18 protein-coding genes are annotated in these 21684 nt (G+C 68.0%); 12 read left to right on the plus strand and 6 right to left on the minus strand.

Annotated features, from left to right (window positions below; translation table 11 throughout):
• Positions 1 to 32 precede the first annotated feature (32 nt).
• Positions 33 to 509, minus strand: a complete 477-nt coding sequence (mce, locus tag V6K52_RS06630; RefSeq protein WP_353953094.1) for a methylmalonyl-CoA epimerase — start codon at positions 507 to 509, stop codon at positions 33 to 35.
• A 167-nt stretch (positions 510 to 676) separates the two neighbouring features.
• Between mce and V6K52_RS06635 the strand changes: the two genes are divergently transcribed.
• The 4 genes from V6K52_RS06635 to V6K52_RS06650 are packed head-to-tail and all read left to right on the plus strand — an operon-like array spanning position 677 to position 4954.
• Positions 677 to 1894, plus strand: a complete 1218-nt coding sequence (locus V6K52_RS06635; protein ID WP_353953095.1) for an acetyl-CoA C-acetyltransferase — start codon at positions 677 to 679, stop codon at positions 1892 to 1894.
• A gap of 48 nt (positions 1895 to 1942) precedes the next feature.
• On the plus strand, positions 1943 to 2929 hold the full coding sequence (meaB, locus tag V6K52_RS06640) for a methylmalonyl Co-A mutase-associated GTPase MeaB (protein WP_353953729.1): 987 nt from the start codon (positions 1943 to 1945) through the stop codon (positions 2927 to 2929).
• A 10-nt stretch (positions 2930 to 2939) separates the two neighbouring features.
• Complete coding sequence (locus V6K52_RS06645; protein ID WP_353953096.1) at positions 2940 to 4628, plus strand: FAD-dependent oxidoreductase; 1689 nt, start codon at positions 2940 to 2942, stop codon at positions 4626 to 4628.
• 23 nt (positions 4629 to 4651) lie between these two features.
• Positions 4652 to 4954 carry a thiamine-binding protein gene (locus V6K52_RS06650; RefSeq protein WP_353953097.1) on the plus strand — a complete coding sequence of 101 codons (303 nt, stop codon included), beginning with the start codon at positions 4652 to 4654 and terminating at the stop codon, positions 4952 to 4954.
• A 133-nt stretch (positions 4955 to 5087) separates the two neighbouring features.
• Here the strand turns inward: V6K52_RS06650 and V6K52_RS06655 are convergent, their stop codons facing one another.
• Positions 5088 to 6431, minus strand: a complete 1344-nt coding sequence (locus tag V6K52_RS06655) for a 6-phospho-beta-glucosidase (protein WP_353953098.1) — start codon at positions 6429 to 6431, stop codon at positions 5088 to 5090.
• Positions 6432 to 6527: 96 nt separating this feature from the next.
• Between V6K52_RS06655 and V6K52_RS06660 the strand changes: the two genes are divergently transcribed.
• From V6K52_RS06660 to V6K52_RS06695, 8 genes are all read left to right on the plus strand, one after another.
• Positions 6528 to 7742: a PfkB family carbohydrate kinase gene (locus tag V6K52_RS06660; RefSeq protein WP_353953099.1), complete on the plus strand. Its 1215-nt coding sequence runs from the start codon at positions 6528 to 6530 to the stop codon at positions 7740 to 7742.
• A gap of 75 nt (positions 7743 to 7817) precedes the next feature.
• Positions 7818 to 8351: a MarR family transcriptional regulator gene (locus tag V6K52_RS06665; RefSeq protein WP_353953100.1), complete on the plus strand. Its 534-nt coding sequence runs from the start codon at positions 7818 to 7820 to the stop codon at positions 8349 to 8351.
• A 168-nt stretch (positions 8352 to 8519) separates the two neighbouring features.
• A complete protein-coding gene (locus V6K52_RS06670) occupies positions 8520 to 9254 on the plus strand; it encodes a hypothetical protein (protein ID WP_353953101.1) in 735 nt (244 codons plus the stop codon).
• Positions 9251 to 10246 (plus strand): hypothetical protein, encoded by a 996-nt coding sequence (locus V6K52_RS06675; protein ID WP_353953102.1) that lies wholly within the window; start codon positions 9251 to 9253, stop codon positions 10244 to 10246. Before V6K52_RS06670 ends, V6K52_RS06675 begins: the two co-directional genes overlap by 4 nt.
• A 74-nt stretch (positions 10247 to 10320) precedes the next feature.
• Positions 10321 to 11361: a tetratricopeptide repeat protein gene (locus V6K52_RS06680; RefSeq protein WP_353953103.1), complete on the plus strand. Its 1041-nt coding sequence runs from the start codon at positions 10321 to 10323 to the stop codon at positions 11359 to 11361.
• 79 nt (positions 11362 to 11440) lie between these two features.
• Entirely contained in the window at positions 11441 to 12421 is a 981-nt protein-coding gene (locus tag V6K52_RS06685) for an alpha/beta hydrolase-fold protein (RefSeq protein ID WP_353953104.1), read from the plus strand.
• A gap of 5 nt (positions 12422 to 12426) precedes the next feature.
• A complete protein-coding gene (locus V6K52_RS06690) occupies positions 12427 to 13173 on the plus strand; it encodes an alpha/beta hydrolase-fold protein (RefSeq protein WP_353953105.1) in 747 nt (248 codons plus the stop codon).
• Positions 13174 to 13239: 66 nt separating this feature from the next.
• Positions 13240 to 14502: a hypothetical protein gene (locus tag V6K52_RS06695; RefSeq protein ID WP_353953106.1), complete on the plus strand. Its 1263-nt coding sequence runs from the start codon at positions 13240 to 13242 to the stop codon at positions 14500 to 14502.
• Between the two features lie 88 nt (positions 14503 to 14590).
• On the opposite strand, the gene pgm is transcribed toward V6K52_RS06695, so the two are convergent.
• The 4 genes from pgm to treS are packed head-to-tail and all read right to left on the minus strand — an operon-like array spanning position 14591 to position 21681.
• A complete protein-coding gene (pgm, locus tag V6K52_RS06700) occupies positions 14591 to 16255 on the minus strand; it encodes a phosphoglucomutase (alpha-D-glucose-1,6-bisphosphate-dependent) (RefSeq protein ID WP_353953107.1) in 1665 nt (554 codons plus the stop codon).
• Positions 16252 to 18483, minus strand: coding sequence for a 1,4-alpha-glucan branching protein GlgB (gene glgB / locus V6K52_RS06705; protein WP_353953108.1), 2232 nt, complete (start codon positions 18481 to 18483; stop codon positions 16252 to 16254). Before glgB ends, pgm begins: the two co-directional genes overlap by 4 nt.
• Positions 18480 to 19976, minus strand: a complete 1497-nt coding sequence (locus V6K52_RS06710) for a phosphotransferase (protein ID WP_353953109.1) — start codon at positions 19974 to 19976, stop codon at positions 18480 to 18482. The genes glgB and V6K52_RS06710 overlap by 4 nt, the downstream gene beginning before the upstream one ends.
• Complete coding sequence (treS, locus tag V6K52_RS06715; protein ID WP_353953110.1) at positions 19969 to 21681, minus strand: maltose alpha-D-glucosyltransferase; 1713 nt, start codon at positions 21679 to 21681, stop codon at positions 19969 to 19971. Before treS ends, V6K52_RS06710 begins: the two co-directional genes overlap by 8 nt.
• Between the last annotated feature and the right edge of the window lie 3 nt (positions 21682 to 21684).

The following is a 21684-nucleotide window of genomic DNA, read 5'->3' on the forward strand; positions in this document are numbered from 1 at the left end:
GTGAACCGACGTTTTGCGCAATAAGTCGGGGGTTAGTGGGTGGGGGTGGGGGCGGGTCCGTCGGAGGCGGGTTCGACGAGCTCGACGAGGATGCCGCCAGCGTCCTTGGGGTGGATGAAGTTCACCCGTGAGTTCGACGTACCGCGCTTGGGCTCGTCATAGAGGAGGCGCAGGCCGCGCTCGCGCAGGGTCGCGCTCACGCCGTCGATGTCGGCAACGCGGTAGGCGACCTGCTGGACGCCGGGGCCGCTGCGGTCGATGAACTTCGCGATGGTCGACTCGGGCGAAAGGGGCGCGAGCAGTTGGATGTGCGAGCCGGAGTCACCCACCGCCATCATCGCCTCGCGAACGCCTTGCTCCTCGTTGACCTCTGCGTGCGCCAGCGTCATGCCGTAGGTGTCGCGGTAGAACGCGATCGCCTCGTCGAGGTCGTGCACGGCGACGCCGACATGGTCGATCGCCGTGAACAGGGACGCGACCGAGGAGGCCCGAGGCTGGGTTGAACTCATGGGAGAAGACTAGGGAGGTGAGGGGGTGGCATACAGGTGTTGCGGGTGTGGTGATGGACACCTACGGGACGTCCGTCACAGCGCCGTTCTGCCCGGGACGGGGGAGTGGCTAGCATCATGGGAGCCCCTTGGGCACTCAAGCCCGACACCGACGTTGGAGGACCGCAGTGAGCACCGCCCCGACCCAGAACACCGACCCCACAGTCATCGTCGCGGGGGCGAGGACCCCGATGGGCCGCATGAGCGGCAGCCTCAAGGGCTTCAGTGGCTCCGACCTCGGGGGGTTCGCCATCAAGGGCGCCCTGGAGAAGTCGGGCGTCGAGCCCGAGGACGTCGACTACGTGATCATGGGCCAGGTCCTCACCGCAGGCGAGGGCCAGATCCCCGCCCGTCAGGCCGCCGTGAAGGCCGGTATCCCGATGAGCGTCCCGGCGCTCACAGTGAACAAGGTCTGCCTCTCCGGCATCGACGCCATTGCGCTCGCGGACCAGCTCATCCGTGCGGGTGAGTTCGAGGTCGTCGTCGCCGGTGGCCAGGAGTCGATGACCAACGCTCCGCACCTGTTGCCCAAGAGCCGCGACGGCTACAAGTACGGCGACGTCACGCTGCAGGACTCGATGGCCTTCGACGGTCTCTATGACGTCCTCACCAACCAGGCCATGGGCTCGCTCACCGAGTCCCGCAACGTCGACGCGAGCGCGTTCACCCGCGAGGAGCAGGACGCCTTTGCCGCGCGCAGCCACCAGCTCGCCGCGAAGGCCTGGAAGGACGGGCTCTTTGACGACGAGGTCATCGCTGTGTCTGTCCCGCAGCGCAAGGGTGACCCGATCGAGTTCAAGGAGGACGAGGGCATCCGCGCCGACACCACCACCGAGTCGCTCTCGAAGCTCCGCCCGGCCTTCGCCAAGGAGGGCACCATCACCGCCGGCTCGGCCTCGCAGATCTCCGACGGTGCCTGTGCCGTCGTCGTCATGAAGAAGTCCAAGGCGCAGGAGCTGGGCCTGTCCTGGCTCGCCGAGATCGGTGCCCACGGTGTCGTCGCCGGCCCCGACTCGAGCCTGCAGAGCCAGCCCGCCAACGCGATCAAGAAGGCGTGCGAGCGCGCGGGCATCACGCCGGCCGACCTCACTGCCATCGAGATCAACGAGGCCTTCGCCGCAGTCGGCCTGGCCTCGACGAAGGAGCTCGGCGTCGACCCCGAGATCGTCAACCCCAACGGCGGAGCCATCGCCACGGGTCACCCGCTCGGCATGTCGGGCGCCCGTGTCGTCCTCACCCTCGCCCACGAGCTCAAGCGTCGTGGCGGCGGCACCGGTGCGGCCGCCCTCTGTGGTGGTGGCGGTCAGGGCGACGCCCTGCTCATCACCGTGCCCTCGGACAACTGAGCACCCCACCAACTCGTTGAGCGTCTGTTGAACCCAGGGTCCACCGCCATCGCGCAGACACCTCGCAGTGTCGACGTCCCCTCTCTCGTTGAGCAAGCGAGAGAGGGGCGTTCGCGTGCGGTGGCGAGGCTCATCTCGCTGGTCGAGGACGGTCACCCCGCGCTGCCCGAGGTCATGGCAGCGCTCGCGCAGCACACCGGCGGCGCCCACATCATCGGTCTCACGGGATCGCCAGGGGTGGGCAAGTCCACGACCACGGCGGCTCTCATCGCGGCTTTTCGCGCGCAGGGCAAGCGAGTCGCCGTTCTCGCGGTCGACCCGTCGTCGCCCTTCTCCGGTGGCGCGCTGCTCGGTGACCGCATCCGGATGGAGCAGCACGCCACGGATTCGGGTGTCTTCATCCGCTCGGTGGCCTCGCGTGGTCACCTCGGTGGGCTGTCGTTCGCGACCCCCCAGGTCCTGCGCGTCCTCGACGCCGCGGGGTTCGACGTCGTCCTGCTCGAGACCGTGGGAGTGGGGCAGTCCGAGGTCGAGGTCGCGGCCCGTGCTGACACGACCGTCGTCATCGTGGCGCCGGGGATGGGCGACGGCATCCAGGCGGCCAAGGCGGGCATCCTCGAGATCGGCGACATCTTCGTCGTCAACAAGTCCGACCGGGACGGTGCCGACGACACCGTCCGCGATCTGCGGCACATGATCCAGCTCGGCAACCGCGAACGTTCCGTCGACTGGCGGACCCCGGTGGTGAGGACCGTCGCAAGCCGAGGCGACGGCATACCGGATCTTGTCGATTCTCTTGCGGCACACCGGGACTGGCTCACATCGTCCGGTGCGCTCACGGAGCGTCGGCGTCGGCGGGCACAGGCAGAGATCGAAGCCATCGCCCTCGCAACGCTGCGGCGTCGGCTCGGTGGGGACGGGGGTGGACTGGTGTCGGACGAACTTGCCAGCGCGGTCGCCTCCGGCGCAACCGATGTGTATGCCGCAGCGCACCAGGTCGTTGACCGGCTCACCGGGGAGCCCGAGCGCCAGTAGCGTTGCCCGGGTGACACCTCCAGGCACGCGTCCGACCCCTGTCATCCTCGTCCTCGGCGCCGAGTATCGCCAGGCCATGGTCGACGTCCTCTCCCAGCGCTACTCGGTCGACTACGAGATCATCGCCCCCTCGACCATGGAGGAGATCATCGAGGTCCTCACGGATCTCAAGACCGGCAGTCGCCCGGTTGCGCTGGCCGCCTGCGAGTTCTTCGCGGAGGGTGAGAAGGCCACCCACCTGCTCGCCAAGTTCCAGAAGTTCATGCCGAGCGCCCGCCGACTCGTCTATGTCCCGGTCGAACGCTTCCGCGGGTCGGTCGCCGTCATGCGGGAGAGCCTCGCCGAGGGCCGGCTCGACCTCTACCTCATGCTTCCGCAGGGGCCGCGGGACGAGGAGTTCCACACGGCAATCTCCGAGACGCTGTCCGACTGGGCGCAGTCGGTCAACCCGTCCGAGATCGACGGGACCCGGATCATCGCCGACGGTCCCTCGCCCGACCTGAGCCGGATCCGAGACTTCCTCGACCGCATGGGCATGCCCAACACGGTGCATGCCCCGGACAGTCCCGCGGGCATCGAGGTGCTGGCGTTGGCCGGCTCGGGCGCGGAGCTGCCAGTGCTTCACGCGCCAAACGGTGAACAGCCCCTGTCCCGGCCCACGAACGCCGATCTCGGGGCGGCGCTCTATGGACGCCCCACGGACATCGGTGAGGACGCGATCTGCGACCTCGTCATCGTCGGTGCCGGGCCTGCTGGTCTCGGTGCTGCCGTCTATGCGGCGTCCGAGGGGCTCGACACCCTGATCATCGACCAGGGGCCAATCGGCGGACAGGCCGGGACGAGCTCGATGATCCGCAACTATCTCGGCTTCCCGCGGGGGATCTCCGGTATGCGGCTCGCGCAGCGTGCGCGATCACAGGCCGTCCGCTTCGGTGCGCGATTCCTCGCCGGCCAGGAGGTGACTGGCCTGCGGATCGCGGAGGGTCCCGACGGTTGCCACGTCGTCGAGCTCGGCGCCGCCGCCGTGCGTGGTCGCACCGTGCTCATCGCGACGGGGGTCGACTACCGGCGCCTCGGCGTCGAGCGGCTCGAGAGCCTCGTCGGCCGCGGCGTCAACTACGGTGCGGCGGCGAGCACATCACAAGAGGTCAAGCACAAGGACGTCTATGTCGTGGGCGGTGGCAACAGCGCCGGGCAGGCCGCAGTGCACTTGTCCCGCTTCGCCAAGCACGTGACCATCCTCGTGCGTCGGGAGAGGCTCGCCGCGACGATGTCGAACTACCTCATCCGAGAGATCGAGGGGAACCCGCGTATCACCATCCGACCGCGGACCGTCGTGACCGACGGTGGCGGCGAAGGCCACCTCGAGTGGCTCACCCTGCGTGACGTCGACTCCGAAGCAGACGAGCGGGTCGACGCCGCAGGGCTCTACCTGTTGCTCGGCGCGCAGCCGACCTGCCACTGGCTACCGCAGGAGGTGGCGAGGGACGACCGTGGCTTCGTGCTCTCAGGGGCCGACACCCCGTGGCAGTCGTGGCAGGGCGGCCGTCCGCCGGAGCCCTATGCGACGACGGTGCCCGGCATCTATGTGGCTGGTGACATCCGGTGCGGCTCGATGAAGCGGGTTGCCTCCGCGAGCGGTGAGGGCGCCGGCGTGGTGCCGCTCGTCCATACGTTCCTGGCGCCGGACGCGGGCTGAGCCGGACGACATACGGTAGGTCCATGCTTGTTGCCTTCTCCGTCTCCCCGTCCGTCGCCGACGACCAGGGAGGAGTCACCGGTGCTGTCGCCGATGCCGTGCGCATCGTCCGCGAGAGCGGTCTGCCCCATCGCACCGACTCGATGTTCACCACGATCGAGGGTGAATGGGACGAGTGCATGGCCGTCGTGAAGGCCTGCGTCGACGCCGTCGCAGCCCACGGCCCGCGGGTCGGGCTCGTGCTCAAGGCCGACATCCGGCCAGGTCGCACGGGTGAGCTCGAGGGCAAGCTTGAGCGGCTGGAAGCCGCACTCACCGACAGCTGACTCACCGCGCAAAGCGTCGGCGCTCGCGTCAGACTGCTGCGTGCTCGATGCGCTCCTCGGCCGCCAGGCTGGCCCGAGTCGGGATGGCCAGCGATGCCACCCGCCAGGCGCCCCTGGCCGCGCGCCTGAAGGTCTAGGGCGTGGCGAAGAGGGCGGCGAGCTCGGGGTGAGCCCGTCGATAACCCTCGAACAACGACCGCGCCGTCGTCACCGAGTCGACGAGCGGATGCAGCGCGAATGCCTTGACCGCAGCCTGTTCAGAGCCCGTCGTGGCTGCCTCGATGACGAGCCGCTCGACGGCCTTGACCTGCTGCATGAGGCCGAGCATGTGGCCTTCGACCGGCGCCAGGGGTTTCCTGTGCGGACCGTCGTGGTCCACGACGCACGGGATCTCGACAACGGCATCGTCCGGCATACCCGGCACGGCTCCGCCACCGCGGATGTTGAGGATCATCGACGAGGTCTCACCACGGCCGATCGCGGCCATGATCGCGAGCGCGACGCCTTCGTAGCCGCCACCTGCGACGTCGGCTTCGTCGCGCTCCTCGTCCTCGGCGCGGGCCTCACGCATGTAGGTCGCGTCGCGCTCCTCGCGCACTCTGTTCCACTCGGCGGATGCAATCTCGGGGTGGCTCGCGACCGTGGCATAGAAGGCGTCCTGCTGGTCGCGGAGGAACTCTCCACGCGTCTGTGGTGCGGACAGGATCGAGGCCTGGGCCTCACGACCGAAGTAGTAGTAGTAGAGGTACTCATTGGGAATGGCGCCCAGGGCCCGGATCCAGTCGGCACCGAAGAGCCGTCCCTCCTCGAGGGTCTGGAGTGCGATCGGATCCGAGACGAGTCGGGGGAGGTGGTCCGTGCCGTCGACCCGCAGGCCCCGCAGCCACCCGAGGTGGTTGAGGCCGACGTAGTCGATCTCGGTCGCGGTCGGATCAAGACCAAGCGCACCAATTGCCCTACGGGCCAAGGCAATTGGTGAGTCGCAGATACCGATGACGCGGTCGCCGAGCACGGACTGCATCGCCTCGGTCACGATGCCCGCCGGGTTGGTGAAGTTGATGAACCACGCGTCGGGCGCCACCTCGCGCGCGCGTCGGGCGATGTCGACGGCCACCGGAACAGTGCGCAGGGCATAGGCGAGGCCGCCGGGACCGGTCGTCTCCTGGCCCAGGACGCCGAGATCGAGGGCGACCCGCTCATCGAGCGTGCGACCAGCCAGGCCTCCGACCCGGATCGCGGAGAAGACGAAGTCGGCGCCTCGCAGGGCCTCGTCGAGGTCGGTGGTGGCGCTGACCCGGGGCGCGTGCCTGTGGTTGGCGCCAGCCTGGGTGAGCACCTGGGTCATCGCGCCAAGACGCTGTTCGTCGAGATCGTGCAGGACGACGTCGGTGACCCGGCCCTCGGACTCGTCACGCAGCAGCGCGCCGTGGACGAGGGGGACTCGGAAGCCTCCGCCACCGAGAATCGTCAGCTTCATGGGTATCGACAGTCGTTCGACTCCATCACAATCGCCAACGTAGCAACCGGTGCCAATGTCCTTGCAGTGTGGGAGGAGGCAGGACACGATGGCGAGGTGACGGTGGACCACGTCTTTGACCCGCTCGCGTCGCTGCGCCGTGACGACGACCCGGTGGTCGACGTCTTTGTGCAGGGCACGGTCTTCCTCGACATCATCTTCACCGGGCTCGCGGCGATGCCCAAGAGCGGCACCGAGGTCTGGGCCGAGGGGATGGGTTCGTGTCCCGGCGGGATCGCCAACCTTGCCGTCGCCGCGTCCCGACTCGGGCTCAAGACCTCGTTGGGCGCGGCGTTCGGGGACGACGACTACGGCGAGTTCTGCTGGAGATCCTTGGCCGAGCAGGAACGCATCGATCTGTCACGGTCGCAGCGATACCCGCACTGGCACACACCGGTCACCGTCTCGGTGTCTGTCGGGGGAGACCGCCGCATGATCACGCACGGGCACGACGCGCCGCAGTCGGCGACCGAGATGATCGGGACGGCGCCACGGGCACGCTCGGTCCTCCTCGACCTCGACGCCGATCGGCCATTGGGCCAGGGCCACCCCGAGCGACAGTGGGTCGAGCAGGCTGCCGCCGACGGTGCGCTGCTGTTCGCCGACGTGGGATGGGACCCCACGGGGCGGTGGTCCGCCGGGGTCCTCGATCAACTGAAGTACTGCCACGCCTTCATGCCCAACTCCACCGAGGCCATGGCCTACACGCGGACGGACTCGGCACACGACGCGCTCTATGCGCTCGCCGACCTCGTGCCGCTCGCCGTCGTCACCAACGGTCGCGACGGTGCCCTCGCCATCGACTCGGTGACCGGTGAAGAGGCCTCGGTCCCCGCGCTGCGCGTCGATGCGATCGACCCGACCGGTGCCGGCGACGTCTTCGACGCCGGAATGCTCGTCGGCAGCCTCGCCGGGTGGCCGCTCCTGGACCGGATGAACTTCGCCACCTTGTGCTCCAGTCTCGCCGTGCAGGAGTTCGGTGGGTCGCTCGCGGCACCGGGCTGGGGAGACCTCGCCGACTGGTGGCAGCGCGTGCGCCTCCAGCCGACCTCGAACGCAGCCGCACGCTCGGTGCGGCGGCGCTTTGCCTTCCTCGACGACCTCGTCGCCGAGGTCCCGCCGGGAGCGGTGCGCCGCGCCGCCGCAACCATTGCCAAGCTGTCCGACGCGCAGGCTCCCGCCGCCTCAGGCCCTTCCGAACTGCTCACCGCGCCCACCTCCGCACCACCTCCCGCGACGCCTTCCGCACCGCTCACCGACCAAACTCCCTGAAGCGCAATCGCAAGGACTGGGTCGTGGGACTCCTGAGTTGGGGTGCTTCCGGACGGGGGCGACTAGCGTGCTCCTGTGCCCAAGGACCTCAAGCTGCCCTTCGACCCCATCGCGCGCGCCGGCGAGCTCTGGCGTGCGCGATGGGGCGAGCGGAGCCAGGCGGCGCCGATGGTCACGGCCACGTCGATCATGCGGGTGCAGCAGCTGCTCATCACCGAGTTCGACGCCATCGCCGGACGGCACGGCCTGACGTTCGCGCGCTATGAGGCGCTCGTCCTCCTCACCTTCAGTCGTGAGGGTCAGCTGTCGATGGGGCGCATAGGTGAGCGCCTCATGGTGCACCCCACGAGCGCAACCAACATCGTGCAGCGGCTCGCGGCTCAGGGCTTCGTCGAGCGCGTCGCCAACCCGGCTGACCGGCGGGGAGCCTTCGCTGTGATCACCGACACCGGCCGGGCCGCGATGGAGGCGACGACGGCGGATCTGGAGACCGCGCAATTCGGGCTGGGGATGCTCGATGGCGAAGAACAGAAGGCGCTGTTCTCCCTGCTCAGAGGGGTGCGGGTCGCCGCCGGGGACTTCGTCGAGGAGCCTGTCCCGCACGACTGACGGGCGCGGCCACTGCGTCGGCGAGGAGCATCGTGAGGGCGCCTTCCCGGCATATGCGGGGGCAGTCGATTTGGCTCCGGAGACACTCCTTTGTCATGGTGGAGAGCAGTCCGTGACCAAAATGAGACATTTTGCTCACGTCCCGTGTTCCAAAACAAAGGACCTTGCATGCCCACGCTCGCCAAGCGGGTCGTCGGTGGCCTCCTCGCCCTCATCGGCCTGGTGCTCACCGTTATCGGCCTCTGGTACACCTTCCACCTCGGTGGCAGCGGTACCGCGACCTTCTCCACGTCGGCCTCCGGCACCAACCCCGTGCTCGTGCCGCAGACCGTGCTCAACCGGATCGACGGCGTCGTCAAGGTCACGGCAGTCCCCCGCAAGGGAGGCGCCGTCTGGCTCGCCGCAGCCGCACCGTCCGACGCCGAGGCGCTCCTCAGCAAGACCGCGCACACGTCCGTCACCGGTGTGAGCACGAGGCCGTGGCAGCTCGAGGCCACGACCAGCGGGTCCGGCGCCACGCCGGCGCTCGCGACGTCCGACGTGTGGCGCAGCGTCAAGACCGGTGAGGGCTCCGTGTCGATGACCATCGAGCAGGCCAACGCGCCCGAGGCCGTCATCGCCCAGGCGACCAAGGGCCAGATCGAGCGCGTGGACCTGACGTGGGAGCGCAAGTCCTGGTTCGTCCAATCTGTCATCGCCGCCCTCGTCGGCCTCTTCCTGCTGCTGAGTGGACTGAGCCTGCTGTGGAGCTCGCGGAACGCCACGGGCAAGCCCACCAGCCCGCATGGTGATGCTGACGGTCAGGACGACCACGACGGCGGTGACTCGGACACGGCATTGATGCCCCCTGCCGTTCCGGTGCGTCCCCGACCCGCGTCGACCCCCGAGGAGGAGACCGCATGAACCGCCGCATCTTCACCACCTCGATCGCCAGCCTGGCCCTCGCCGCGAGCCTGACCGGCTGCGGCCTCGGCGACAGCATCGTCGGACTGCGTGACGCGCCTGTCGAACGCACCGACACGGCACCACTCAACGTTGACGGCGCCGAGAGCGTCGCCACTCGAGTCCTTGACGCGGCCACGGCTGCGCGAGGCACCAAGGGTGCCGCTGCTGCCAAGGCCCAGTCGGCCGTGCTCGCCGACGCAGCTCTGGCGCAGGCTCAGGCCGCCACCAAGCTCGGCACCGTCGCCGCATCGGACCCGCTGCAGAAGGTGAACAACCCTCAGGTCATTGCGGTCTCGCGCGGCAAGGCCTGGCCCCGCGCCATCCTCGTCGGCACCCTCGATCAGGCGAGCAAGACCCAGAGCCTGCACGTGCTCATGTCAACGGCTGCGGCCGACCCGTTCAAGGTCTATGCGTCCGTCCCGATGCTCCCCGGCACGAGTGTGCCGGCCCTGGGTGACCTCGCTGTGGGCTCGCCACTCGTCAAGGCCGCCGACAAGGCGGGTGCACCGCTCGCTCCCACGGAAGCGCTCACGGCGTACGCCGCAGCGTTGAACTACCCGAAGCCGGCGGCCTCCAAGGCGGTCACGACGACCGATGCCTATGCCACCGCACTGCGCGCGTCGGCAGCGGCGCAGGTCAAGTCGCTGGGGTCGCTCGCCTCCTTCAGCCAGACGCATGCGCCCGTCGCCAAGAACACGATCGCGTTCCGCCTCGCGGATGGTGGCACCGTGACGTTCGGCCAGCTCACGCGCCGAGACGTCATCACGGCGAGCGCAGCGGCCAAGGAGCTCAACATCCCGGGCACCTTCAGCAAGCTCGTCGGCAAGACCAAGGCGAGCAAGAGCATCACCATCAACAGCCTCGAGAACGTCATCATGGTGGTCCCCGCCACGGGCGCTGCAGCGACCGTCGGCGCTGACGAGCAGATCGTCTCGGCGACCGCTCAGTGAGCTGACACCTCGATACGAACCGGTCCCACGCCCTCCGGCGTGGGGCCGGTTGTGTCTTTGAGACAATCATGGACATGAGCACCACCCCCACTCCGTTCTCCGGCGCCCGCGGCGTCATCGACCTGTCCGCTCTCGCCCCCGCTGCGGGTGCATCCGGTGCTCCCGCACCGGGTGCGGCTGCACCCGGTGCCAAGCCCGGTGCTGCACCGGGGGGTCTGGGGGGTCCGGGGGGTCCGGGCGGCAACGCGACGGGCCTGCCAGAGGGCCTCCTCGTGGAGGTCACCGACGCCACTTTCACCGAGGTGATGAACCGGACCCTCCAGGTCCCTGCCGTCCTCGTCATATGGTCCTCCGCCCACGAGCAGACGGTCGGTCTCGCCGAGCGAGTGGCCGCGGTCGCGGCCCAGCTCGACGGGCGAGTCTTCGTCATCTCCGCCGATGTCCAGAACTCGCCGTCGATCCTCCAGGCGTTCCAGCCGGTCATCGTCCAGGCGTTCGGCCAGCTCAGCGTGCCGGTGACCTTCGGACTCCTCCAGGGCCAGCCGGTGCCGCTCTTCCCGGGCCTGCCCCAGGACGACGAGATCCGCACGATCCTCGACCAGCTCGTCCAGGCCGCCGTCCAGAACGGCGTCACCGGGCGAGTCGAACTCGGTCCGGTCGCGGGTGCTGCCGCTGGAGCGGGCGAGGACGAGATGCCGGCGCTTCCCCCGCTCATCCAGGAGGCCTACGACGCGATCGACCGCGGTGACCTCGAGGCTGCCGTGGCGGCATACGAGAAGGCACTGGCGGCCAATCCCAAGGACCACGAAGCCGAGCTCGGTCTCGCACAGGTGCGGCTCATGCTGCGCACCGATGGCCTGGACGTCCAGGCGGTCCGCGCTGCGGCTGCGGACGATCCTGAAGATGTCGACGCGCAGATCGCCGTGGCCGACCTCGATGTCCTCGGCGGCCATGTCGCTGACGCCTTCACCCGCCTCATCGACACGGTCAAGGCGACCGAGGGTGCCGACCGCGACAAGGCGCGCACCCACCTGCTCGACCTCTTCAACGTCGTCGGCAACCACGACGAGCGCGTGCGCAAGGGCCGCACCGCGCTGATGAACGCCCTCTTCTGAGGTGCCACCCAAACTGCTCGACGACCACGTCCGGTTCCGGTTCGTTCCGGGGGGCATGTCAGACGTGGTGGGAGCCTCCTTGGATTGCGACCCGGTCATCCCGGGCGGTCGCGAGTTCACCCTCGTCGATGGCGTCTGGGAACTTTCCCTGCCGCGAGCTGACCTCCAGCGCATCGAGTACCGCTTCACCGTGACCCGACCGACTGCGGACGGCGTCGCAGCCGAGACGATACTCGACCCGGACAACAGCCTTGTGGTCGAGACCGCGTTCGGCTCACGTTCCGTGATGCAGATGCCGGGGTATGCCGTGCCGTCCTGGCTGTCTGCACCTTCTGTGGTCGGTGGCTTCACTCCGATGTCACTTGCGGGTGAGACCACGGACGACGTGCCGGTGACGGTGTGGGCGCCGGAGGGGACTGAGGGGCTGGCACTGCCGCTCCTGCTCGTCCACGATGGCCCTGAGTACGACCAGCTGGCCTCGATCACGCACTTCTCCGGAGCCATGATCGCGTCCGGCGTGCTGCCCCCACACCGGGTCGCGCTGGTGCATCCGGTGCTTCGTGACGCGTGGTACTCCGGGTCGCCCAAGTATCTGAGAACCATTGCGGGAGAGGGCATTGCGCGGCTCCACGACCAGGCGCCGATCGCCGGCCCGGTGGTCGTCATGGGTGCCAGCCTCGGAGGTCTCACGGCTCTGCTCGTCGGGCTGCTCGACGTCGATGACATCGGTGGGGTCTTCTCGCAGTCAGGGTCGTTTTTCCATGCTCGGCTCGATGAACAGGAGAGCTCCTACAAGTACTTCGGGCGGATCTCACGCCGGGTCCAGGAGATCCTCGACACTCGCTCCACGAGCCGGCCACTGCGGATCGGGCTGACGTGCGGCTCCCTCGAGGAGAACGTCGGCAACAACCGAGTGATGGCTGCGGCGCTGCAGCGCGCGGGTCACCATGTCACCCACACCGAGTTGGCCGACCTCCACAACTACACGGCGTGGCGCGACGCGCTGGACCCTCATCTCACCGAAGTGTTGCGGGACGTGTGGGGGAAGGCGCAAGGATAGAGCGCATGCACCGCGCCGAAGCCCGACTCCGACTGCCCGGCCATGACGTCGAGCTCACGGTGGTGCGCCACGGACACTACGGCCGACCGTTGCTGGCATTCCCCAGTGAGGGAGGAAGTGCTGCGGACTTCGAGGCTCACGGGATGCTCGACTCCATCCGAGACCTGGTCGAGGCCGGCCGGGTGAGTGTCTTTGCGGTGGACTCGTTGGATGGCTGGACCTGGTCGGCCAATGACGTCCCCACCGATGAGCGGGCCGCCCGACACGGTGCCTATCAGTCCTGGCTGGAGCACGCCGTCGTCCCGTGGATTGCCGACCAAACCAGTGGTGAAACCGAGCTGATCACCTTCGGGGTCTCTCTCGGTGCCTATCACGCGGTGCAGTTCGCCCTGCAGCGCGCGGACCTGGCCCCGTTGGCGATCGGGTTCTCCGGCAACTATGACCCGACGACCTGGAACGCCTGGGGCGATCTCGGCGACGCGACCTACTTTGCCAACCCCACGGCATACGTGCCAGGTCTGCATGGTGAGCACCTCGAGTGGCTGCGTGAACACCTCTCGATCCTGCTCGTCGTGGGGGAGGGGCCGTTCGAGGAGAGCCCGACGGGGGCGCTGAGCTCGACCCGCGCCTTCGCGGGACTGTTGCGGGAGAGCGGCATTCGCCACGAGCTCGACGTGTGGGGACATGACTCTGCCCACGACTGGCCGTGGTGGCAGAGACAGCTCGCGCACCACCTCCCACGCTTCGTCTGAACTGCCTGACCCAGTGAACCTGCTGCACCACCCAACCCTGCAACACGAACGACGAAGGACGCACACATGGCACCGAAGACCGACCACCTCATCGGGCTCCTCCTCGGCGCCGAGGACGACTGGCCCACAGCGTTCGAGGCGATGGCTCGGCGGCTCGGAGTGATCCGCACGGCAGACGGGGCCGACCACCGGGTGACGACGGAGCGATTGTCGATCGAGCCGTTCAACCTGCGCGACCAGCCGCGCCAGGACCTCGTCATCGATCGACTCGCCCACTGGTACTACCACCCGCGCGAGTGGCTCAAGAAGGTCTCGCTCATGGACGACGTCTATCTGCTCAACAGCCCGTTCACGTTCCAGTCCATGGAGAAGCACTCGGCCTACTGCGCGCTGATGCGGCTGGGGATGCACGTCCCGGACACGGTGCTCGTGCCCTACAAGAACCCGGTCGACAACGCGCGCTGGGCCTACACGTCGAGCCGCTACAACCAGCAGTTCGACCTTGCTGGCATCGCCGAGAAGATCGGCTACCCCCTCTTCATGAAGCCGTTCGACGGCGGCGCGTGGCGTGGGGTGTCGATGATCAAGGACCGCGAGGCCCTGCACCATGCCTATGACGAGTCCGGTGAGATGCTCATGCACCTGCAGAAGTCGGTGGACGGATTCGAGGTGTTTGCAAGGGCGCTCACGATCGGACCCGAGACAATGGTGATGAACTTCCGGCCCGACGAGCCGATGCACAACCGCTATGCCGTCGATCACGGCTTCCTGTCCGAGGAGACCGGGCGTGAGGCGATCACCATCGCGCAGACCGTCAACGCGTTCTTCCGGTGGGAGTTCAATTCCTGCGAGATGCTCGTGAAGGACGGGGTCGTCCACCCCATCGACTACGCGAACGCCTGCCCTGACGTGTCGGTCACGTCCCTGCACTATTACTTCCCGTGGGCGATGAAGGCCCTGCTCCGGTGGTCGGTCTTTTGCACCGTCACGGGCCGCAAGGCTCGCACCCAGGTCGACATCGACCCGTGGTTCGCCATCGCGGACGACGGGGCGCTCGACTACCAGGGCAAGCTCGCGGCATACCAGGGCATGTCGAACAACTACTTCGAGACCGAGCGCTACCAGGAGTTCTGCGCCACCTCACTGCCGCACGTCGATGAGATGGTGCACGACTGGATCGGGTCAGACGAGTTCAGCACCCTGCTGCGCTCCACGATCCACCAGACCTATCCGCCGCACGAGTGGGAGAAGTTCGAGGGCCACTTCGGCGGCCTGCTCGGGATGTGGCTCACCGACGAGCAGCACCGATTGACCTCCACTCCAAACTGACCGTTCGACTTATTGCCCGTTGGGACAGTGAGGAGCCCAGCGACGAACTGTCCCAACGGGCAATAAGTCGGGGTTGCGGAACCTGGTGTCAGGAGCCGAGGGCGGCGGTGACGACGTCCTTGGCCTCGGCCTGGACCTGTGCGAGATGCTCGGGGCCCTTGAAGGACTCGGCATAGATCTTGTAGACGTCCTCGGTGCCGCTCGGACGGGCCGCAAACCACGCCGACTCGGTGACGACCTTGAGGCCGCCAATGGCCGCACCGTTGCCGGGAGCCTCCGTCAGCTTGGCCGTGATCGGCTCTCCTGCAAGGGATTCGGCTGTCACCGCCTCGGGGGAAAGGGCCGCCAGCTTGGCCTTCTGTGCACGATCCGCCGGAGCGTCAATGCGGGCGTATGCCGGCGTGCCATGTTGCGCGGTCAGCTCACCGTAGTGCTGACTCGGGGACTTGCCCGTGGCGGCGAGGATCTCGGAGGCGAGCAGCGCGAGGATGATGCCGTCCTTGTCGGTCGTCCACACGGAGCCATCCATGCGGAGGAACGAGGCCCCCGCCGACTCCTCGCCACCGAACGGGCCCGAGCCGTCGAGCAGTCCGGGCACGAACCACTTGAAGCCCACCGGCACCTCGACGAGCTTGCGGCCGAGGTCGGCCGCGACCCGGTCGATCATCGAGCTCGAGACCAAGGTCTTGCCCACGAAACCGTCGTCGCGCCACTGCGGGCGAGCGCCGCCATAGAGGTACTGGATCGCGACGGCGAGGTAGTGGTTGGGGTTCATCAGTCCGGCGTCGGGCGTCACGATGCCGTGGCGGTCGGCGTCCGCATCGTTGCCTGTCGCGATGTCGTACTCGTCCTTGCGGCTGATGAGTGAAGCCATGGCGGAGGGCGACGAGCAGTCCATCCGGATCTTGCCGTCCCAGTCGAGCGTCATGAACCGCCACGTGGCGTCGACGAGCGGGTTGACGACGGTGAGGTCGATCCCGTGGCGGTCCGCGATCGCGCCCCAGTAGTCCACGGCGGCTCCGCCCAGGGGATCGGCGCCGATGCGCACGCCTGCGTCCTTGATGCGGGCCAGGTCGACGACATGGGGCAGATCGTCGACATAGGTCCCCATGAAGTCATAGGACTGAGCGCCGGCACGGGCCCGGGAGAAGGGGATTCGCTTCACACCTTCGAGGCCGGCGCGGATCAGCTCGTTGGCCCGAGCCGCGATGACCTTGGTGGCATCGGAGTCGGCGGGACCACCGTGCGGCGGGTTGTACTTGAAGCCGCCGTCATAGGGCGGGTTGTGCGACGGCGTCACGACGATGCCGTCCGCGAGACCGGCACCGGACGGCATACCGTCGACGCCCGTGACCTTGCCCCGGTTGGCGACAAGAATCGCGTGTGACACCGCAGGTGTCGGCGTGAAGCGATCCGCAGAGTCGACGAGCACCGTGACGTCGTTGGCCACGAGCACCTCAAGGGCGGAGGCCCACGCAGGCTCCGACAGCCCGTGGGTGTCACGACCGAGGAAGAGCGGTCCGTCGAAACCCTGGGACTTCCGGTAGTCGACGATCGCCTGCGTCGTCGCGAGGATGTGGTCCTCGTTGAACGCCGTGTTGAGCGACGAACCGCGGTGTCCCGAGGTGCCGAACGCGACCTGCTGGTCGATGTTGTCAGGGTCCGGCTTGAGCTCGTAGTAGGCCGTGATGAGGTGAGGCAGGTCGACGAGGTCGGACGGTTGGGCGACTTGTCCTGCACGTGAATCGGTCACTTGGCTTCCTCCTTGGTGACAGGTGCCGGTTCATCGACGACCGGCGCGAGATAGAGCGTTGTGAGACCGGCGAGCCGCACGGTGACGTGGAAGGGCTGGTTGTTCCAGCCCTCCTCGACCGCGTCGAACTCGAGCCCGGCCTGGCTCGGCGTGCCGTGCTGGTCGTAGCCGCTGGTGTCGAGCACGACCTTCCACCGGCCGCCTCGAGGCACCCCGACGCGCAGCCACTCCTTCGCTTCGCCGCCGAAGTTCACGACAGCTGCCACGACGTCACCGGATGACCGGCCGGCGTCCTCGAAGCGCACGAACGAGTAGGTGTTGCCCAGGTTGTCGTCGGCGTCGAGCCACTCGAAACCTGCAGGCTGCGAGTCGAGCGCCCACAGCGCCGGATGGGCGCGATAGAGGCGATTGAGCTCCTTGACGAGGTTGTGGACGCGATAGTGGCCGGGCTGGTCGAGCAGCCACCAGTCGAGCGACTTGCCGTCGGCCCACTCACTGGGCTGCGCGAACTCGCACCCCATGAACAGCAGCTGCTTGCCGGGGTGCGCCCACATGTAGGCGAGATAGGTGCGGACCGTCGCGAGCTGCTCGTTCCGGCTGCCCGGGGCCTTGTTGACGAGCGAGCCCTTGCCGTGGACGACCTCGTCGTGGCTGATCGGCAGGAGGTAGTTCTCGCTGAACGCATACATGAGCGCGAAGGTCAGCTTGTGGTGATGGTGCTGTCGGTCGATCGGCTTCTCGCCGAGATAGCTCAGCGAGTCGTTCATCCAGCCCATGTTCCACTTCAGGCCGAACCCGAGTCCGCCGCCGCTCGTCTCCTTGGTGACTCCCGGCCAGGACGTGGACTCCTCGGCGATCGTGACAATGCCGGGGACCCGCTTGTATGCCGTGGCGTTGGTCTCCTGGAGCAGGCCGATGGCTTCGAGGTGCTCGCGTCCGCCGTGGACGTTGGGGAGCCACTCGCCGTCGTTGCGGGAGTAGTCGAGATAGAGCATCGAGGCGACGGCGTCGACGCGCAGGCCGTCGATGTGGAACTCCTCGAGCCAGTAGAGCGCGTTGGCGACGAGGAAGTTGCGGACCTCGAGCCGACCGAAGTTGAAGATGTGTGTGCCCCAGTCGGGCTGGTCGCCGCGCCGCGGGTCCGGGTGCTCATAGAGCGGCAGGCCGTCGAAGCGCGCCAGGGCCCATTCGTCGCGGGGGAAGTGCCCGGGCACCCAGTCGAGGATGACGCCAATTCCAGCCTGGTGCAACGTATCCACGAGGAACTTGAAGTCATCGGGTGTGCCGAAGCGCGACGTGGGGGCGTAGTAGCCGGTGACCTGATAGCCCCATGACGGACCGTAGGGGTGCTCCATCACGGGCATGAACTCGACGTGGGTGAAGCCGAGGTCGACGACGTAGTTGACGAGGTGCTCGGCCAGCTCGCGGTAGGAGAGCCCCTGGCGCCACGAGCCCAGGTGAACCTCGTAGACGCTCATGGGTCCTGCGTGCGGGTTGCCCTCGGCCCGAGCCGACATCCACGAGCCATCGCCCCACTCGTGCCCGGCCTCGTCCACGACGGAACCGGTCAGCGGCGGGATCTCGGTGCGACGCGCCATGGGGTCCGCCTTGGCGCGCACGATGTCGTCGGCACCGCGGATCTCGTACTTGTAGATCGAACCTGCGCCGATCTCGGGGATGAACAGCTCCCAGACTCCACTGGCGCCAATGAGGCGCATCGGATGGATGCGCCCATCCCACCCGTTGAAGTCACCCACGACCCGGACGGCCTTGGCGCGCGGTGCCCACACCGCGAAGGAGGTCCCGCGCACGGTCCCGAGCGGGCCGGCATACTCACGCACGCGGGCACCGAGGACGGTCCACAGCTCCTCGTGGCGGCCTTCGCCGACGAGGTGCAGGTCGATCTGGCCGAGGGTCGGCGCAAAACGGTAGGGGTCGTCCTGCAGGTGCTCGACGCCGTCGGCCCACGCGACGAGAAGTCGGTAGTCCATCGTCTGCGTCGTGCCTGCGCGCACCGCAGTCCACACACCCTCGGCCTCGTGCTCGAGCGTCAGCTCCTCGCCGTCCTCGAAGCGCACGCGCACCGACGTCGCCATCGGGCGCAGCGCGCGGATGCGCAGCCCACCGTCCTCGAGGTGCTGGCCGAGGAGGTCATGCGGTTGCTGGTGACGCCCCTGGATGAGGGCGCTGATCGCGCCGCTGACTTCATGGGCGGGGGTGGGACTCACGGGGTCTCCTCGGGTGGTGCGGTGGCGTTCGTGGCCGGGCGGAAACCCGCAGCCAGCCGTTCGATCGCGGCGAGCGGGATGTCGACCCACGACGGTCGGTTGCGGACTTCGTAGACGACTTCGTACATCGCCTTGTCGAGCTCGAATGCCGCGAGCAGCGCGGACCGCTCGCGCGGATCCTCGCCGGCGGTGGCGGCATAGCCGTCAAGAAAGGCCTGCTGGGTCTGGGCGACCCACTCGCGCGCGGATGCACCGGCCGAGTGCTCGATCGCTCCGCCGGCGTAGTCAAGGCTGCGCAGCATCCCTGCGACGTCGCGCATCCGCTGGTCGGGCTGGGTGCGCTCCGCGAGCGGGCGCAACGGCTCACCCTCGAAGTCGAGCAGCACCCACCCACCGTCCGAGGTGTGCAGCACCTGCCCCAGGTGGAAGTCGCCGTGAATCCGCTGCAGCGCAGGCCAGTTCACCTGCTCCGCAGCGTCGAAGATCGCCGACACCGCTTCGTCATGGTCGTGCAGCGCGCCCACCTCGGCAGCCGCGGCGGCGAATCGCTCGCGCATCCCCTGGACGATTTCGCGTGCGGTCTCGGGGCTCGTCGCGGTCGTGCCGAGCGCGTCGGCGAGCATGGCGTGCACCTCGGCCGTGGCCTCGCCGAGCGCACGCGTGGGTCCGCTGAAGTCCTCGCCCGCACGCACCGCCTCGAGCGCCACCCGCCAGGCGTCCTCGACGCCGGGCAGGAACTCCTGCGCAAACACGAAGTGCCCGTATGCCGTGCGCCCACCTTCGGTGCCCGGCTCACCCGTGTCGGTGGGCGCGGGTGAGGGCTCGGGCCACTGACCGGCCACCGACCCGACGACCGCGGGGACCCGCCGGGAACCGTGCTCGACGAGGGCCGATTGGAGGACGACGTCGGGATTCTCGCCGGCCGAGAGCATCCGGAACACCTTGACGATGACCGGGACCAGGTCGCCATCGCCATCGACGCACTGGAGGATGACCGAGGAGTTGGACTGCTCGCCGGAGAGGACCTTGGAGTCGTGCACGGTGACGTCGCGCGACCACGCAGGTCCCGGTGTCGCGACGACCGTGTCGTCAAAGGCGTCGCTCGCGGCCGACGACTCGGCAGGCACCCGGCCCTGGATGAGCTCGAGCAGCTGAGCGGCATACACAGGGTCGTGGGGTGCGTCGTAGACCCAACGGGTGCCGAGCACGGAGTGCTCGGTGACGCCGACGAGCGCCGGCTCGAGCTCGGGCACCGGCATGGAGCGATAGGTGAGCGGCACCTGATAGGCGATCGGCGACGGACCCGAGTCGTCCGCGACGATCAGCACTTCGACACCGACCTCACCGACGGGGTCGCCGAGTCTCCACGACGCGAGGCGACGCAGTGACGGGGAGGTGCCCTTGGCGGCATACCAACGCTGTGAACCCATCCATGCTTCGATGAGCTCGAGCTTGGTCGGCGTGATGTTGGCGCCCTTGTGGATCTCAGCCACGGCTCTCAGCTCCGACGCGCAACCAGAAGAAGTCGCGGCTGCCCATCGTGAAGGTGACCCGGCCGTCGGCGGCGGTCCACGGGAAGTTCGCGCCGCCAAAGAGGTCGAAGAGCTCGTTCTCTCCGAGCGACTCGGGCAGCTGCACCGTCGCGGCCTGTGGCTTGTCCGAGAGGTTGTTGACGCACAGCACGGTCTCGCCGCTGTGGTCGCGACTCCCGCCCAGCGAGCGGGTGTAGGCGAGGATCGACTCGTTGTCGGTGGGCACGATCGCGAAGTCGCCGAGGCCGAAGGCGGGGTGCAATCGGCGAACGCCGAGCATGCCCCGCACCCAGTGCAGCAGCGAGTGGCCGGTGGCCATCTGCGCCTCGACGTTGACGCCGTTGTAGTTGTAGACGAGCGACGAGATCACCGGGAGATAGAGCTTGCCCGGATCGGCCTGGGAGAAGCCCGCGTTGCGGTCGGGCGTCCACTGCATCGGCGTGCGCACCGCGTCGCGGTCATTGAGCCAGATGTTGTCGCCCATGCCGATCTCGTCGCCGTAGTAGAGACAGGGAGAACCCGGCAGCGACAGCAGCAGCGCGTGGATGAGCTCGATCTCGGGGCGTGAGTTGTCCAGCAGGGGAGCGAGGCGACGGCGGATGCCGACGTTGGCCCTCATCCGGGGGTCGGGGGAGTACCAGCTGTACATCGTGGCGCGCTGCTCGGGCGTCACCATCTCGAGGGTGAGCTCGTCGTGGTTGCGCAAGAAGGTGCCCCACTGGGTGCCCGCCGGGATGTCGGGGGTCGCGGCGAGGACGTCGATGATCGGCTGCGCCCTCTGGTCGCGCATGGCGTAGTAGAGCATCGGCATGACCGGGAAGTGGAAGCACATCTGGCACTCGGGATCCTCCGTGGTGCCGAAGTAGTCGACGACGTCGGCCGGCGGCTGGTTGGCCTCGGCGAGGAGGATGCGGCCGGGATACTCCTTGTCGACCATCGTGCGGAGCTTGGCGAGGAACGCGTGGGTCTTGGGGTGGTTCTCGCCGTTGTGTCCCTCCTCCTCATAGAGATAGGGCACGGCGTCGAGGCGGAACCCGTCGATGCCCATGTCCATCCAGAAGCGCACGACCTCGAACATCGCCTCGTGGACTGCAGGGTTCTCGAAGTTGAGGTCCGGCTGGTGACCGAAGAAGCGGTGCCAGAAGAACTGTCGGCGGATCGGGTCGAAGGTCCAGTTGGACGTCTCGGTGTCGATGAAGATCACGCGGGCGTCGGTGTACTTGTCGTCGGTGTCGGACCAGACGTAGAAGTCGCCGTAGGGACCGTCCGGGTCGCTGCGTGAGGCCTGGAACCACGGGTGCTGGTCGCTCGTGTGGTTCATGACGAAGTCGGTGATGATCCGGATGCCGCGGGCGTGCGCCTCGGTGACGAGCTGCTGGAACTCCGGCAGCGTCCCGAACTCGGGCAGGACCTGGGTGTAGTCGGCGATGTCGTAGCCACCATCACGCAGGGGACTGGCATAGAACGGCGGCAGCCACAGGCAGTCGACGCCGAGCCACTGGAGGTAGTCGAGGCGGTTGATCACCCCTTGGAAGTCGCCTGCACCCGAGGCGTTGGAGTCTCCGAAGGCGCGCACGAGCACCTCATAGAAGACGGCGGTCTTGAACCACTCGGGGTCGTGCTTGAGCCCCGGCTGGTGCAGTCCCAGTCCTTGCGTGGTCGTCACTCG

The sequence above is a fragment of the Knoellia sp. S7-12 genome (assembly GCF_040518285.1).
Taxonomy (GTDB): Bacteria; Actinomycetota; Actinomycetes; order Actinomycetales; family Dermatophilaceae; genus Knoellia.